A 15,382-nucleotide genomic window follows, 5' to 3' on the forward strand; every position below is an offset into this window, starting at 1 on the left:
CACAACAAGCCTGTTCTGTGGCTTAACGCCAGCAGACCCCTCCTCTGTGCAGTCTGAAAACTTTTTGCTTGGCAAACGATATTACATCGTTGTTCAGGTCCGGCGTCCACGCCGAATCACCTCCTGGAAGAACGCAGGCCTATCTCTTTCTCACGAGATATTTGCTTACCTGCTTTATGGCAAAACTTTTTGCCACTTACTTACAACTTACTATGTATGAAAAAGGCCACAAAAAAACCACCATACATATGGTGGCCACACAGCAAACACAGGAAGACGTCCATGCTCTAACAATGCAGAATGAGCACGTCCTCCTGACAGCCAGGTGCATTTTGCCACCGTATAGACATAAAACTACGTGAGCCAGGGCAACCCTGCCGAGTGCCGGTCACGTATTGAGAAGCGCAACGGAATGGACTACTACCAGGTCCATCGTCCATTTTGAATCTTACCCCTTAACATATGCTAATATACTATCCATTTGCAACTATACATCCGCCAATTAAGCCTTGTCAAGGTTAGTTTCTTAAGATATGCTCAAAATCGTCTATTTACGCCAATTTCTCGCCGGATTTCTGCTTACGTAAGCTATCGCATAGCTGTATCCCGGGCTGCTCAATCCAGATATAGAAGGTATAGGCGAAGGGAAATATCAGCAAAACAGCAAAGAGCCAGAAAAGGCAGTAGCTCAGATAGCCATTCCAGCCAGCTATATAGGCCTGAATGTGATCGCCAAAGTTGACAAGAAGTGGCAGATGCCAGATATAGAGGCTGTAGGAGATCAGGCCTAGCCAACGCAACGGAACCCACCTGAAAGGGCGCTGCAAGCTTGCCGGACCAAAGAGGATCGCCAGGAGGCACAGGCCAAAGCCGAGGGATAGGCCGGCCTCGCTGTAGAATTCATAGGCCGGGTAGAGAGGATCGAGCAAGGCGATGCTGTGCCTGAACATCTGGTTGCAGTTCCAGAGGGCCATAAAGCCGAGTACGCAGAGGCCCGCCCACCAGAGCCAGACGCTCCAACGGCGCAAACCAGCCAGCAAGCCATCCCAGCCCGCCTGCTGAGCCAGCACATAGCAGGCAGCGATGCCCATACCGATGGCGAAATCTTCAAGAAATTTGCCGATTATGCCATAGCTAAAGAAGAGAATGACGTTGAGCAGCGGTCGCGGCACAAGCACCGTCTGTTGCGGGTTAGCCAGATAATAGTTGCCCCAATAGTGCGTGCCGATGCCCCATACTTCCATGAGCAGCAGACAAACGAGCAGTAAGCACCAGCGCTTACGCTGCGTCCCCTTGCCAATAATCCAGCGAAATAGCAGGGCCAGCCAGGGCAACAGCAGATAAAATTGCCACTCAATCGCTAGCGACCAGAGCGGCCCATCGAGCACACGAAACGTCGCCCGGCTTGAATCCATGAAGAAGCTAAGAAAGAGTCCCAGTTCTTGCAAGTGCGCTGGCTGCAGATAGCGCGGCTCCTGAACAAGAATAAGCAGAAAGAGCGAGAGATAGTAGCACGGCATAATGCGTAAAGCGCGCCGCAAATAAAACTGGCGCGCCGAGGGCCAGTCAGCCCCGCACAGCAGCGCACGCGCATAGGGCAGGAACAAAAGAAAGCCCGAGAGCAGGAAGAAGAGCGTCACGCCCGAACCACCAGCCACCGCCAGAGCCGTAATAAAGGGACCCAGCGCCGCTGGTTGCCAGACGTGCAAGCGCAGATTGATCAGGTTGATATGGTAAAAAATCACTAGAAGGCAGGCCACGGCCCGTACGCCATCCAGCACAACAATCGTATTTTTGCGCGTATTCGCTTTAACGAGTGAAAACAAAATTCCCCCTCAGCCGAGCAATTTCTTTCCTATCTTACTCAGACGAATCAGCCGAGGCAATAAGCACAAAGCTTGCCTATTTTGCTCCTCGCTTCCTATTTTGCCCATTGTAATTACCTGACGAGTAATTGTATTCTCAATCAGCTTCTATATTATGAAGTATTCAGCTAAAGGAGATAGATTATGCCTAAAAGATTGCTGGCAGAAACGAGCTTTGCGCAAGAGCCAGAGGAAAAACCGGAGTATCACGCGACGGTTCATGATATTCCTATGGATGATCGGCCGCGCGAGCGCCTGCAGAAAAACGGGGCCGAGATGCTGGCCACAGCCGATTTATTAGCCATCACTCTGCGCACGGGCACCACGCGCGATAACGTGATAGAGCTGGCCAGCAAGCTCTTGATCAAATATGGCGGGCTAGGTGGTCTGATACGTGCGGATTTTCACGAGCTCTGCACCGAGTATGGTCTGGGCACTGCCAAAACTGCGCAGCTCAAGGCAGCCCTGGAGATCGGCAAGCGCCTGGCCCTGGAGCTGCCTGAGCAGCGCTACCAGATCACCTCAGCGGATGATGCGGCGCGCCTTGTGCGGCTTGAGCTTATGCATCTTGATCATGAAGAGATGTACATCCTTATTCTTGATACCAAGAACCAGCTTGTAGAGCGCGTCAAGCGCTACAAAGGCACAGTCAACAGCTCGGTTCTGCGCGTCTCTGAAGTCTTTCGCCCGGCCGTCGTGCGCAACTGTCCCAACGTTATTATCTGTCATAACCATCCGAGCGGCGATCCCACGCCTTCCACAGAAGACATAGAAGTCACCCAACAACTGATAGACGCCGCCAAACTATTGGATATCGACTTGCTTGACCATATCATTATTGGTAACCCGCGCTATGTGAGCCTGAAGGAAAAGTTGCGCTGGTAAGCTTTCGGCAACAGAGCACACCTGGAGGCCCCACTCTCCACGGCTAGGCCGTGACGACGCTCGCCGGATTTTTTATATATGAGCCTTCCTGGGAAGGACGAAGGTTATCGGCCCATTACTCGTTGCTGGCCCGTAGGCAAGCTATATAATCGACAATCGCTTGCGTGGTGGTGAACTGAGGGCGGTAGCCCGTGTCCTGTACGAGCCGCGTGATGTCCTGGTATGCAGGAACTTCCGCCGCGCTCCGCTCGCCCGCGGAAGGCAGCTCGACCTGAGCCTCTGGGATCACCTCCTTGATGGCGGTCACAATATCCTGATTCGTCGTCGCCCTTCCTGAGGCAATGTTGTAGACGCGATGAGGCAGCGTCTCGGCTACCTGTAACAGCGCGATGGCCCGGGCAGCATCCTTGACATAGCAGCGGTCAGCACCATCTTGGGCACTGACACCACCGAGCACGTTGCTAAAATCGGGCTTCGTGCCATTTACTGCCGCATGCACCAGAACGTTTGTGGGAGAGTCCCACGGGCTGAACGGACCAAAGATCTCCCCAAAGCGCAGCATGATGCACTCGATCCCGGTTTGTCTGGCCAGATAGTCGGCAACGATTTCATTGCTTTTCTTGATCGCTGAAACTGGTTCAGGACCCGTCAGGGGGAGCGGTTGCTCCTCGCGCCAGGGCACAGTTCTCTCATCGCCATAGACGTTAAGTGAGCTCGCCACCAGGATGCGCTTTACCTTCCATGCCTGGGCCGCCTCAAGCGCATTCACGAGGCCGATCATGTTGAACTTGATGTTCTCAAATAGTTCCAGCACATGAGTCCCCGGATTCCTCCAATGGACTGCAAGATGGATAATCCCGGTAATGGGATACTTCTCGCCAAGCTTGAGGAAAGCAGCGGCATCCAGCATATCGAGCTCTTCGATAAAGAGGCGAGAACCAATCTCCCCCTTGAGGGCCTCTGGGATGCGTTTCAGGCTGTGTTGTGTGAGTACGCAAGTTTCCCCCATTGCCAGCAGCGCACGCGCCGTCTGAAGACCTATAAAGCCCAGACCACCGGTAATAAGTATCATAGCTCTTCTTTCCTCCAGAATTTCATCCACTTTTTCAGCTAGTTTCCTCTTTACCTACAGTGAAAACTCGGTTACTTTTTCGGGAGTAAAGTGCAACGAAACCCGACCCTGCCCAAATAGGTACTCAATTGTTTGTGGGTGCGCGGCTTCATCTGGCACATAGCGTTGCACCAGGTGCTCGATATCCTGGCGCACAACGCTCTGATCTTCGATGAGGGAAACCTGCCCGGACAGGCTGACATAGCGATTGCCATCCGGCACACAGATCGCTATACGGGGATCACGGCGTAGATTCTTCACTTTGCGGGTTTGGGCCGGTGCATTCATGACAACAGTAACATCGTTTTCTAGCAGATACCACATCGTCGTCATCTGGACACTGCCATCCGGGTTGAGCGTACTTAGCACCGCATAATGCAAGTCGTGCAGCAGCTCTTTCGCCCAATCAGAAATTTGGCTTGTCATCGTTCTCCCTGCCTTTCATCTTCGGTTCTCGCAGTGAAATGCCACAGGTGAGAGTATAACTGAACGCAGCTCACAAAGGAATACAAAATACATAGAAGTTATGCTATATGTCTTACAAAAGGGAAGGTATATTGAAAATATGGCTTTGCAATCAGAAACCAGATCTTCTAGAAATGCGTTAAAAGAGGCAAGGTGCAAAAACTATTTCAGCGCTACGCTGACTGGCGTTAAGTTTGAGCAGCAGCCATGCTAAGCCGCGCTACGTGAGCCTGAAGGAAAAGTTGCGCTGGTAAGCTTTGTGCAGGTGCGCACAGCCTGCAGCGATCTGCACGAGAGCCGGGATTCCTGCATATTTTCCCCGCCATCTGCCCACAACGCAAAAAACCCTATGCTATACTGAATATCGCTACCGCTTCCCTGGGAAGAGGCGTCAGTAGCTATCGACAATATCTATAAACATACAGGAGAGAAATGGAGAAACTGACTTTTCTAAAGGAAACTGTCGAACACATTGATATTACAAAAGTAAATGTTATCCCTTTGATAGAGATGATGGGAAAGACAGCATTCCAGGCTAGAAACCTTGCCCGAGCTGCGCAAATAGCCGACGCGATGGTCGCCGATCCTAAAGCTACGGTTATTCTCACGCTTGCTGGAAGTCTCATTTCCGCTGGTCAGAAGGCCGCCATTGTGGAGTTAATGCGCGCCAATGCCATTGATGTTATTGTCTCCACTGGAGCTAATCTGGTTGACCAGGATTTCTTTGAGGCGTTAGGATTTCGTCACTATCAAGGCGATGTGGAGGCTGACGATCAGGAACTTCGCGCGCACAATATTGATCGAATTTATGACACCTACATCGACGAAGACGAGCTGCGCATCTGTGATGACACGATTCGGCAGATCGCAGATACCCTCGCACCAAAAGCCTATTCCAGCCGGGAATTTCTCTATGCCATGGGGCGCTATCTTGAAGAGCATCATCCGACTGCCAATAGTATCGTGCTGGAAGCCTACCTTCGTCAGATCCCCCTTTTTGTTCCGGCATTTTCCGATTGCTCGGCTGGTTTTGGCCTGATTGCCCATCAAGCGAGCCGACCGGATCGCCATCTCACTATTGATAGTGTCAAGGATTTCCGTGAACTGACAGAGATCAAGGTTCGGGCCGGTGTGACGGGCCTCTTGATGCTTGGTGGTGGTGTTCCCAAGAATTTTGTCCAGGATATCGTGGTGGCGGCGGAGCTTATGGGGTATGATGTCCCACTCCATCAATACGCGGTTCAACTCACTGTCGCCGATGAGCGAGATGGCGCGCTATCCGGCTCGACGCTCAAAGAGGCCCATTCCTGGGGCAAGGTCTCACTGGCCTCCGAGCAAATGGTCTTTGGTGAGCTCACCCTGACCTTCCCATTACTCGCAGGTTATCTCTACCATAAGGGGTCATGGAGAGATCGCCAGCCACGAGCATGGACAAGCTATCTGGCAACGAGTAAGGGCCTACAAGCACAAGATACTCAGAGTGTTGGCAGGTAGGAGCTCGACGCACAACCTGCCTGCCAGCAGACAACGCAAATAAGCGGCACTAATGTTAATAAATCAATGCCGCTTACAGCCTTATAGACGTTTAAGCCTTCGCCACCGCCTTCTCGCTCTTGCGGCGGCGCGGGCGTTCCGTCCCATCCTGCGCCGAGCTCAGCTTCTCATGGTGGTTATGGATAGGCTCAAGAGCTGTATCCAGCACCTCTGAGATATCGGTAGCAAAGACAAACTTCATCTGCTCGCGCAACTCTTTGGGCAGATCCTCCATCAGGTCTGCCTCATTCTTCTTGGGCATAATGACAGTGCGAATGCCTGAACGATAGGCGGCAAGAACCTTCTCTTTCACGCCACCGATAGGCATAACCTTGCCACGCAAGGTTATCTCGCCGGTCATTGCCACATCCGAGCGCACCTTACGTTTGCTCGCCAGCGAGACAAGAACCGTGACCATCGTCACGCCTGCCGATGGCCCATCTTTGGGGATGGCTCCTGCGGGAACGTGAATATGGATGGCCTGGCCCTCGAACACATTGCTTGGCAAGCCCAGGGCTGCCGCATTCGAGCGCACGTAGCTCAAAGCCGCCGTCGCCGATTCCTTCATCACATCCCCAAGCTGCCCGGTCAGAATCAAGCGCTCCTCTTTACCGGGCATCGCCGCTGCCTCAATAAAGATGATCTCGCCGCCCACCGGAGTCCAGACCAGCCCTGTCGCGATACCTGGCCGATCAAGGCGCTCGGCCGCCTCCTCAAAGAAGCGCTGGCGACCCAGGTACTCGGGAACCTGCTCGGCCGTCACCTGAATTGGCGCCTCGCGGCCCTCAGAGATCTGCTTGGCCACCTTACGGCAGAGCGAACCAACCTCGCGCTCAAGATTACGCACGCCGGCCTCACGCGTGTAGTCGCGCACAATGCGGCGCAACACCTCATCGTCGATCGCCAGCTCATCCTTGTTCAGACCATTGGCCTCAAGCTGCTTGGGCAACAGATAGTTCCGCGCGATATGCACCTTCTGTTCCTCAGTATAGCCCGAGAGCTCCAGGATCTCCATACGGTCGCGCAAAGGGGCCGGGATCGGCTCTAAAGCGTTAGCCGTGGCGATAAACATCACCTTGGATAGATCAAAGGGCAGATCCAGGTAGTTATCGCGGAAATTGAAGTTTTGCTCCGGGTCCAGCACCTCAAGCAGGGCCGAAGAAGGATCGCCGCGCCAATCTGCGCCAACCTTATCGACCTCATCCAGCATAATCACCGGATCGTTGGTATCAACGCGGCGCAAGGTTTGGAGGATGCGGCCCGGCATCGCCCCGATGTAGGTACGCCGGTGGCCACGGATCTCTGCCTCGTCGCGAATACCGCCAAGAGACATACGCGCAAACTTGCGCCCAAGCGCCCGCGCAATCGACTGGCCCAGCGAAGTCTTACCAACGCCTGGCGGCCCCACAAAGCACAGAATCGGCTCGCGGTTAATCGAGCGTGCTTCTTCCTGTGACTGTAGCGGCTGCGTCGGTCGGATATCCTCGACCTCAACTCCCTCCTCGGTTACATCCTGCTCGTGTGCGCGCTCCAACTGCTCGGCCTTACGCTCCTCTTTCAAGTGGCGCACGGCCAGGTATTCAAGGATGCGCTCCTTAATCTTCTCAAGATCGTAGTGATCCTGGTCGAGCACCTGGCGAGCATGGGGCACATCAATCTTTTCGCCTGTGCTCTTATCCCAGGGCAGGCTAACCAGCAGCTCCAGGTAGGTGCGAATAATACTATATTCAGGTGAGACTGTCGGCAATTTCTCAAGACGCGAAAGCTCCCGATTGGCCTCCTTAAGAGCCTCCTCGGGCATCCTCGCCTCCTCAATCTTGCGCCGCAGCTCATTTACAGTTGCCTGCTCCTCGCTCTCCTCCCCCAGCTCGCGCTGAATGGCCTTAAGCTGTTCGCGTAGCAGGTATTCACGCTGCATCTTGCCCATCTCTTCCTGCGCGCTCGTCTGGATCTTCTTCCCCAGTTCGAAGATCTCCAGCTCATGAGCCAGGAAGGAGCTCAAGTTTTGCAGCTTCTCACGGACAGAATCGAGCTCAAGCAGCTTCTGGCGCAACTCTAGCTCCATCTGCACAAAGGTAGCGATCACATACACCACCTGGCGTGGTTCCTCAAGATTGAGGGTAGTCGCCGCGACACCTTCGGGCATATTCTGGACCAGCGTAATCAGGCGCTGGAAGTAGCTAATCACGTTACGCTTGATAGCTTCAGTCTCGTTATCTGCCTCCTGCGTATCGGGTTTTAACGAAACCTGGGCAGCCAGATAGGGCTTCTCTTGCGTAAATTCCCCAATGACAACGCGCTCCAGGCCCTGTACGGCGATCTGGAGGGTGCCATCTGGCATGCGGAACATTCGGCCAACACGGGCGACGGTACCAATTCTGAAGATATCATCTGGCCCGGCCTGCTCAATATCAGCAGCCTTTTGCGCAACCAGAACGACCAGGCGACGATCACTACGCATCACATCGTCGATAAGACGAATCGAGCGTTCTTGCCCCACGCCTAGTGGCTGCACAGAAAACGGATAGACAACCACATCTTTCAACGGCAGAACAGGCAAAACATCAGGGATCGTCAGGCGCTCATCATCCTCAGCATTGTCCTGCGCTTCGTTGTTTTCGCCCTCAACAGCTGAAGGTGAAGCAGACTGCTCACTTTCCTGCGTGCTCTCTTCTCTATCTGCTGAAGGAGAGGATTCATCATTGCCAGTTTCCTGTGACGCATTCATCTCAATCGGCTGGTTTTGTTCTGGACCAACTGGGGACTGTGTTTCTGCTAAATGTTCCTCGTGTTCAGACTCCGGATTGGTATAATGCTTCTCCATAACCTTCTCTACCATATCAACAAGTATAGCTACTCTTTGGGTCCGCTGGTTTGTATACGTACACGCTCCGGTTGGCTTGCAGGTAACTTTGGTAGGTCTACCCAGAGAAAGCCATTCTCATAGCGTGCCGAAACCGCCTCCCGCTCAATAGGATAGGGGATAAAGACCTCAACGCGAAATGGGCCATAGCGAATTTGCGCCTCATGATAAGACAGGTTCCCCCTACCCTCATGATCGTCACGCCTCTCACCGCTAATCACCAGAGCGTCTTCGTAAAGAGTAACTTCGATTTCTTCTTCCTTCATGCCAGCGAGTTCGACCTTGACCGTCATCATCTGCTCCGATTCAAGAATATCGGCCAGAGGACGCCACGTTGCGGATCGATGAAGCATTGATTGCTGACTTTGGCGCAGTACTTCCTGCAATAGTTGACGATAATGATGCTCCAACTGCTTCTGTGACCCATCAGTATAGCGATAGGTCACGTGCCGATAGCGCATTCGCATGGCTCGTTTACCTCTTATATAGAGAACAGACCAGTGCTGCTGGTTCCTCTTCTAATGTGTTGCCGGGGACATCACGATCAGGGCGCTATCAGTGTGGTTCTCTCCTCACTGTATAAAAAAGGCAAAAGGTAAAAGTACATAGAAACCGCATGCCCTTTGCCTTTTGCCGTGATCACGCTTCCTGATTTATACCTGCATTCGAAAAGACCGCTCTCCCTTACCTTTCTGCACTGCGAAGGCCGGGCTGATCTGCCTGTATCTTCAAGCCCTTCATTCCAGTTCCCCTCTTGTCAGTCTCTTCAGCGGCCACTTCAGGCCCTTCTCCTTCCACAGCTTGCCAGGAAGCAGAGAGCAGAGACCCCGCAAGTCCGGGCGAGAACATTCCTGGGAGCTCTCAGCACACAGCCGGCTACATGCATACTCCAACCAGTATCCAGGCGAAGCAGCTCTCCTCCTAGCCCATCCCCACCCTCAATGCACCTGAATGCGGGACACTTCTGTGAAGATGCCGTCTACGCAATGGGAAGGTCTTTTTCACCCGCCGCTAGAGCTTTCTGGCAATCCGGGCAGATATACTCAAACTCGGAGTTGCCGTCTGAGAGCACATCGCTTTGAATAACACGGGCATACCGTAGGCGCGTAGCTTTCCCACATCTTGCACAATTGACGTATGTTTCCGAGACGGCGGTACGTCGGGTTCCAAGAACATCTTCCTGCATGACCGACCCCTGTCTTTCTATATGGTTTCAGAAATGACGACGTGTGGACCCGCAATCAACCTGGGAGACTGAAAAGTAGAGCGTGTGAACGCCATAGAACAACCTCCAGGCCTCCTATATGGCCCAACACCTTTGATTATGGCATGCATCACTTGAAATTGCAAGAGTTGTTTGACGTGTTCCTGTTGATATGCTACTATGTTTCTATATTCCTCATCGGTGTTTATTTTACACGAACCGCTGGCAAAAAAATAGTGCGTGATTGACATGAGTCATCTCTCTTTTTTGTGCTCCGCCTACGGCGGCACGGCAGGAGGGGAAGAGGATGGGGCAACAGCCCTCAGTCAAGGGGCAAGCTCCCTGTCACCCCTGCTCACAAATCTCAGGGCGATTCATGTGATAACGACGAGGGCAGAGACGATATGATCACGCAAACGATCAAACGTTGGTTGGACAAGCTGTTCGCGTGGTGGCCCTGGAAGCAATCTTCGCCCACCAGTTATGCCCGCCCTGTGAGCAACTTAAATACAGGTTTAGCGCAAGAGACCATCTGGCATACGCTGCCGGAAGGGCCTTTCCCGCAGCTCGGCATTATGTCTATCGCCGTCGAGCAAGAGAAGGACGAGGGTATTTATCATACCAATCGCCCGGAGCCCGACGAGCTGCCTGAGAGCTATGGACAACCTGTATCACCTGTGACTACGGAACATAGTAATCCTGCACAACAGCCCCCTGCACAGACGACTGAGCAGAAGGAGACTCATCCTTCCCCGACGCCAGAGCAGCATTTTGCTTTTCTGCTCTACCTTGTCGAGCATGGACATATCAATGAAGGCTTTGCTGATGGGCAGGTACCTGAACAGTATCGTAAATTGCATAGGCCTCCCTCGTCCTGAACCTTGCGCGACAGGGCAAAGATGAGCAGGAAGCTTGCGCACGGTTTCCATTCGCAAATGTGACAAATCCTGACCGCTGGCCAGGGCTTGACAACCAGAGGCAGCTAGAAGGATGGCTGCGACTGGTTGTCAGTTGTGGCTCAGTTGATGCTGACCTGCTGGTTCCCTTCTCTTGGGATAGGCGACTTGCCTGGCCGCAGAAAAACGGGCCAAGCAGGCTTATTTTATGCCCTGCCGCTTACTTGCTGGCCGTGTAGCCCTGGGCTCTTGCTTCGTCTTCGGAAGCAAAATAGATCACGGTCAGGGGCTTTTCCGCAGCCGTAGTGATCTGCTCAAGTGGCATTTTCGCCGGATAATACTGTTTCGTCTCTACTATGCCCACAAACGCTGTTCCTTCCGGCACGCCGCGCTCTTCCTCAGGCTCTACGACAGCGATGGCCGGTTTCGCCTCCTGGGCTGGGGCTGCAGAAGAGGAAGCCTGGGGCTTGCTGGTTCGGATCTCGCCGGCGCCTGAGGTTCGGCTGGCTTCGGGCACAAGCTGGATATGCTGCTCTGTCTCTGGCTCTGGCTGCATACGCTTGCGAATAAACAGGTAGGCAAGGATGCCGGCGCTCAGCAGGCCAAGGGTAAAACCGGCAATGGTCCAATACTTGCTGCGATGCTCTGCCAGCTCACGGGCGGCCTCCTGGCTGCGCTTCTGCAGCTCCTGTTGCATCAATTGGCCGCGCTTGCCCAATTCGCGTGCAGCCTCTTCGCCGCGCTTGCTCAGTTCCAGCGAGGCCTTATTGCCACGCTCGGCCAGGTCGCGGGTAACCTCGCTGCCCCGCTCTAGCAGGTTGCTTGTCATTTTACTGCCGCTCTCTACAAGGCTCTGGGAGAGCTGGCTACCGCGCGCGACGAGCTCCTCGGTTAGCTCGCTCGCCTTTTCGGCTTGCTTAAGCGAGGCCTCACGCAGCACCCCAGCTTGCTGCTCCGAAAGCGCGCGCAGACTTCGCGTGCGCTCCTGCAAACGATTGACAATGGTGCTAACCACAGGTCCGACGACGGTAAGGGCCAGGAAGCCAACACGTAGCCAGCGACCCGCCTCACCTGCCACGCTCTTATTATCACTCATGGGGAATCTGCCTTTCTTATATTTGCCCGCATAGGATCAGGGGCGAAAAGGGGTAGTCAGTTGGAGATGCTAACGTATCCCTATGCATGAGCGTTGGAAATATAGCGCTTCTCTGTGTGCTGCTCAGGTTATCGGCCCCTGCGGTCAGCATCTCTAGCAGCATGGGAGCACGAAATATAGTATGCAGCGTGTTTCAAAATGTGTCAAGAAGCGATAGCAATGGATATAGAGTTGCGGTATCCCCTGCCCAGCCTACGAAAAGGGATTTGGCGCTGCCCCGCCCCTTCTCTTTTCAGTCTACCCATCAAGGCAAATATACTATTTCATTCTGACAGAGGGACAAGGCCCGGAACGACATTGTACCAGGAGCAACTATCCCTGGTGGAAGCTGAAAGAGGGGTCGCTAAAAGTCTTCGGTCGCGAACTCACTCAGCTGAAGAACAAGACGGCAGAAGTGTAACATGGCCGAGGCAGATTCCAGATAGGCTTCGTCGCTAGCTGCAGCCTGTTGAGTAACTGTAGCGCGCCGGCGCAATGCGCGCAAGACAACCATGACATCTTCTTTGAGGGAGGTATCCAATTCGCCCCGCTGCATCAGCGAGATCACCTGATTCACAATAGAATCGACCTCACGACGCATGGAACTCAGATCATTGATCCATGAATCGTCATCGGCCCTATTGCCACCATCCCAAAATAAGGCATCTGCAAATTGCTCTTGCCGCTTAATATCGCTGCGCATTGGTTTGCGCATCGGTCGGAGGTGAGCCTGGGGTTCTTCTTGCTTTACTCCTAGCTCACGCAGTAGCACGGCCAGTTCTTCTTCCCAGCCAGCCATAGAGCACCTCCTTGTGAAACAACCGCAAACAGTGATCTGAGCCGGACTTGTCAGCCCGCGAAGTCCTGTACCTGAGCGTAAAGGCGCCTGCTGTCAGGCTTGCTACCAGGCCTAAAACTCTACCCGAAGTGTAGCACAGTGTATCATTGTTGTAAATGGCCCGAATGGTTAGGCCAGGTCTGGCCCTTCTTGTCTATACGCGACCTGGCCCTTAAACCATCTCTGGCCTACGTTCGGCCTGAGAAGCCTGCTAGATTGGGAGAATATGTGCCGGGAGGTGAGGTAGTACCTTGACAATAGCTGTGATGATCAAGGCCACGACAAACAAAAGCCCAAAGAAGGCTTGCAATTTCAGGGTCTCGCGCATTACGAGATGCAGCCCGACCGGCATATCGGTACGCAGCATACCCGTAACAACAATCACAAGGGTTGGCAGCGTCCAAAAAGTGATGAGTAGCCAGTGAGGCCCGCCCGAAGGCAGCGCGAGAGCCGCGATGAGCCCATAAGCTCCCAGAAGCAAGACGAAAAACCAGGCCCGGTTCCATTGCAGCCCGAGCAGGGTGGCAAGCGTGTGCTTGCCGGCCTGAGAATCGTCTTCGGCATCGCGCATATTGTTGGCATGGATAATGGCCGCCGCCAGCAGGCCCAGCGGGACACCATAGAGAAACGCGCTGGGGGACAGATGTCCCGTCTGCGTTACATAGGCTCCTGCCGTGATTAATGGACCAAAAACCACAAAACCAACGAGCTCCCCGAGCGCTAACGAAGATAGCGAGCGTGGGCCCGCGCTAAAGAAATAGGCGCCCAACAGCCCGAGCAGACCAAAGAGCAAGATGAGCGGCCCGGCGGCCAGAACAGTGGTCAGGCCGAGAAGCGCACCCACGCCAAGCAGAGCTAAGCCGATGATCAGCACGCGCGTTGGCTTGACAATGCCCTGCTGAATCAGCCCGCCAGGACCAAGCGTATTGGCGGTATCCACGCCTCGCGTATAATCATAATAATCGTTGACAAGATTTGCGCCTGCCTGCAAGAGCAGTACAGCCACAATCGCCACAAGAAAAGGCAAGATGTGAAACTGCCCCAGGGGTGTTCGCGTAGAAACGCTTTGAGACCAGGCCAGCACGCTGCCCAGCAGGGCAGGCGCGACGGCCAGGGAAAGGTACGCGGGACGTATCCCGTCCTTCCAGATCTGCGTCCATTCGGCAGTGCTACGCCGATATTCTGCCGGTGGGGCCACCAGCGGCTCTGGCGTACTTACCTGCTCTGTGGCTTCTACCGAATGTACAGTAATCTCTGGCTGCAGGTTACTTATCGTCTGCAGCGATCCCAGGGGTATAGTCGGAACCTCCTCCGCCTGTACGGATTCTGCTGTGACTATTTGTGATGATGTTGTGGCTTGAGGTGTTTCTTTTTCTTTCTCAATTTCGGTTATTTCTTCGCTTTCCATACGCCCCCCTCTAAGCGTAGTCAGGCAGGAAGTGCGCACGCTCCTTGCAGACCCGGCTGCATTACTGGCTGGCAGAGAAGGCAAACAATCTGACACCTCCCGCTTTTTCCGAAGAGCACAAAGCCCCGGCATTAAGGATAGTAGTGTGCAAAGGTTTAAAAATGACTATCTGACATGAGTTATCCCTGATTTTTATGTACCGCTCGCGGCGGCAGGCTCATGAGTGAAAAGGCTGGGGCCGCTCTCCTGCTTAAGGAGTTTGCCCCCAGCAACCAGTGCGAAAAAAACTTCGTGACGACTCATGCCTCAATAAATAACCCCTATAATTAAGTACACGAATAGATGCTGTTGTTAGTATACCGAATCAGAAAAATGAACCAGATCACATTACTCGCGACGATATAGATATTGTTATTTTTCAGGCTTTTGCTGAGTTTTGCCGCTGCAGATCCTGTTGTAGTTCGCGAATTGAGCGCTGCAATTGAGCTTGCACCATGGCAGTCGTAAGATCTCCGCGCGTCTTCTCAAGGATGCCACGGGTGGCGTCGGTAGTGCGCCTCAAGCCAGCGGTAATTGCGTCGGGAAAATCCACAGAGATAAGCACGGCATAGATATCATCCATATAGCTCAAGTAGCGCTCACAATCCTGTAGATTGCCCCGCCTGAGCTGATCCAGCAAATAGCGCCTGAGCTCACCTACGGCTTCCGCCAACCCATTAAGGTATGCGGCGCTGCCTATCACTAAGGCGTCGGCTCCCGGTAAAGAGCGATGCTGGGTCAAGGCCGCAAAACAGGAGGCTTCGGCATATTCTTTTTGCGCATCCTGGACAAAGCCAGCATAGTAGATATCAAGGTGCTCTTTCAAATCTTCGGCCATCTCGCTAAGCAAGGTGGCGGCCTGTGCGAGCAGCTCTTCGGCTGCCTGAAATTCGTGCCGGTGGGCGGCGCGAATACTATTGGCACAGTAACGAATGGCAGCGCGCGATTTGGGGAGTGCACGTTCGCGTGCTGCATGTTTAAGTGCCAGGTGCTTGATTGCTTCTTGTCCTACCGCATCTACATTGTCGGGCATGATGAATATCCTTTTTGTTATTGCTTTACTGTGGATAGTGTACCATAGAACAGAGCTTGAAGCGACAATAACAGGACTGGCTAAATTCCCGTTATTTCGCCGCTGAC

Annotated in this window: 13 protein-coding genes; 3 read left to right on the plus strand and 10 right to left on the minus strand. The window is 53.6% G+C overall.

Annotated features, from left to right (window positions below; translation table 11 throughout):
* Positions 1-551: 551 nt before the first annotated feature.
* Positions 552-1,826, minus strand: a complete 1,275-nt coding sequence (locus EPA93_RS27890) for an acyltransferase family protein (RefSeq protein WP_165423438.1) — start codon at positions 1,824-1,826, stop codon at positions 552-554.
* A 270-nt stretch (positions 1,827-2,096) separates the two neighbouring features.
* Between EPA93_RS27890 and radC the strand changes: the two genes are divergently transcribed.
* Positions 2,097-2,750 (plus strand): RadC family protein, encoded by a 654-nt coding sequence (gene radC, locus EPA93_RS27895; RefSeq protein WP_422877898.1) that lies wholly within the window; start codon positions 2,097-2,099, stop codon positions 2,748-2,750.
* Positions 2,751-2,865: 115 nt separating this feature from the next.
* Here the strand turns inward: radC and EPA93_RS27900 are convergent, their stop codons facing one another.
* Positions 2,866-3,822 (minus strand): NAD-dependent epimerase/dehydratase family protein, encoded by a 957-nt coding sequence (locus EPA93_RS27900; RefSeq protein WP_129890660.1) that lies wholly within the window; start codon positions 3,820-3,822, stop codon positions 2,866-2,868.
* Positions 3,823-3,876: 54 nt separating this feature from the next.
* On the minus strand, positions 3,877-4,287 hold the full coding sequence (locus EPA93_RS27905) for a pyridoxamine 5'-phosphate oxidase family protein (RefSeq protein ID WP_129890661.1): 411 nt from the start codon (positions 4,285-4,287) through the stop codon (positions 3,877-3,879).
* 471 nt (positions 4,288-4,758) lie between these two features.
* Here EPA93_RS27905 and EPA93_RS27910 point away from each other — a divergent pair, with 471 nt between their 5' ends.
* A complete protein-coding gene (locus EPA93_RS27910) occupies positions 4,759-5,820 on the plus strand; it encodes a 1,9-bis(guanidino)-5-aza-nonane synthase (RefSeq protein ID WP_129890662.1) in 1,062 nt (353 codons plus the stop codon).
* Between the two features lie 91 nt (positions 5,821-5,911).
* Here the strand turns inward: EPA93_RS27910 and lon are convergent, their stop codons facing one another.
* From lon to EPA93_RS27925, 3 genes are all read right to left on the minus strand, one after another.
* Entirely contained in the window at positions 5,912-8,683 is a 2,772-nt protein-coding gene (gene lon, locus EPA93_RS27915) for an endopeptidase La (RefSeq protein WP_242527158.1), read from the minus strand.
* Between the two features lie 29 nt (positions 8,684-8,712).
* Positions 8,713-9,189 carry an Hsp20/alpha crystallin family protein gene (locus EPA93_RS27920; protein WP_129890663.1) on the minus strand — a complete coding sequence of 159 codons (477 nt, stop codon included), beginning with the start codon at positions 9,187-9,189 and terminating at the stop codon, positions 8,713-8,715.
* A 512-nt stretch (positions 9,190-9,701) separates the two neighbouring features.
* Positions 9,702-9,908, minus strand: a complete 207-nt coding sequence (locus tag EPA93_RS27925) for a hypothetical protein (protein ID WP_129890664.1) — start codon at positions 9,906-9,908, stop codon at positions 9,702-9,704.
* Positions 9,909-10,330: 422 nt separating this feature from the next.
* Between EPA93_RS27925 and EPA93_RS27930 the strand changes: the two genes are divergently transcribed.
* The gene (locus tag EPA93_RS27930; protein WP_129890665.1) at positions 10,331-10,804 is read left to right on the plus strand and encodes a hypothetical protein; all 474 of its coding nucleotides are present in this window, start codon (positions 10,331-10,333) and stop codon (positions 10,802-10,804) included.
* 238 nt (positions 10,805-11,042) lie between these two features.
* Here the strand turns inward: EPA93_RS27930 and EPA93_RS27935 are convergent, their stop codons facing one another.
* The 4 genes from EPA93_RS27935 to EPA93_RS27950 all read right to left on the minus strand — a co-directional run bounded on the left by EPA93_RS27935 (position 11,043) and on the right by EPA93_RS27950 (position 15,275).
* Positions 11,043-11,918, minus strand: coding sequence for a hypothetical protein (locus EPA93_RS27935; RefSeq protein WP_129890666.1), 876 nt, complete (start codon positions 11,916-11,918; stop codon positions 11,043-11,045).
* 403 nt (positions 11,919-12,321) lie between these two features.
* Complete coding sequence (locus tag EPA93_RS27940; RefSeq protein WP_129890667.1) at positions 12,322-12,756, minus strand: hypothetical protein; 435 nt, start codon at positions 12,754-12,756, stop codon at positions 12,322-12,324.
* 250 nt (positions 12,757-13,006) lie between these two features.
* The gene (gene menA, locus EPA93_RS27945) at positions 13,007-14,203 is read right to left on the minus strand and encodes a 1,4-dihydroxy-2-naphthoate octaprenyltransferase (RefSeq protein ID WP_165423439.1); all 1,197 of its coding nucleotides are present in this window, start codon (positions 14,201-14,203) and stop codon (positions 13,007-13,009) included.
* 418 nt (positions 14,204-14,621) lie between these two features.
* Positions 14,622-15,275 carry a translin family protein gene (locus tag EPA93_RS27950; RefSeq protein ID WP_129890669.1) on the minus strand — a complete coding sequence of 218 codons (654 nt, stop codon included), beginning with the start codon at positions 15,273-15,275 and terminating at the stop codon, positions 14,622-14,624.
* Between the last annotated feature and the right edge of the window lie 107 nt (positions 15,276-15,382).

Origin of the sequence: Ktedonosporobacter rubrisoli (genome assembly GCF_004208415.1) — a bacterium.
GTDB classification, from domain to species: domain Bacteria; phylum Chloroflexota; class Ktedonobacteria; order Ktedonobacterales; family Ktedonobacteraceae; genus Ktedonosporobacter; species Ktedonosporobacter rubrisoli.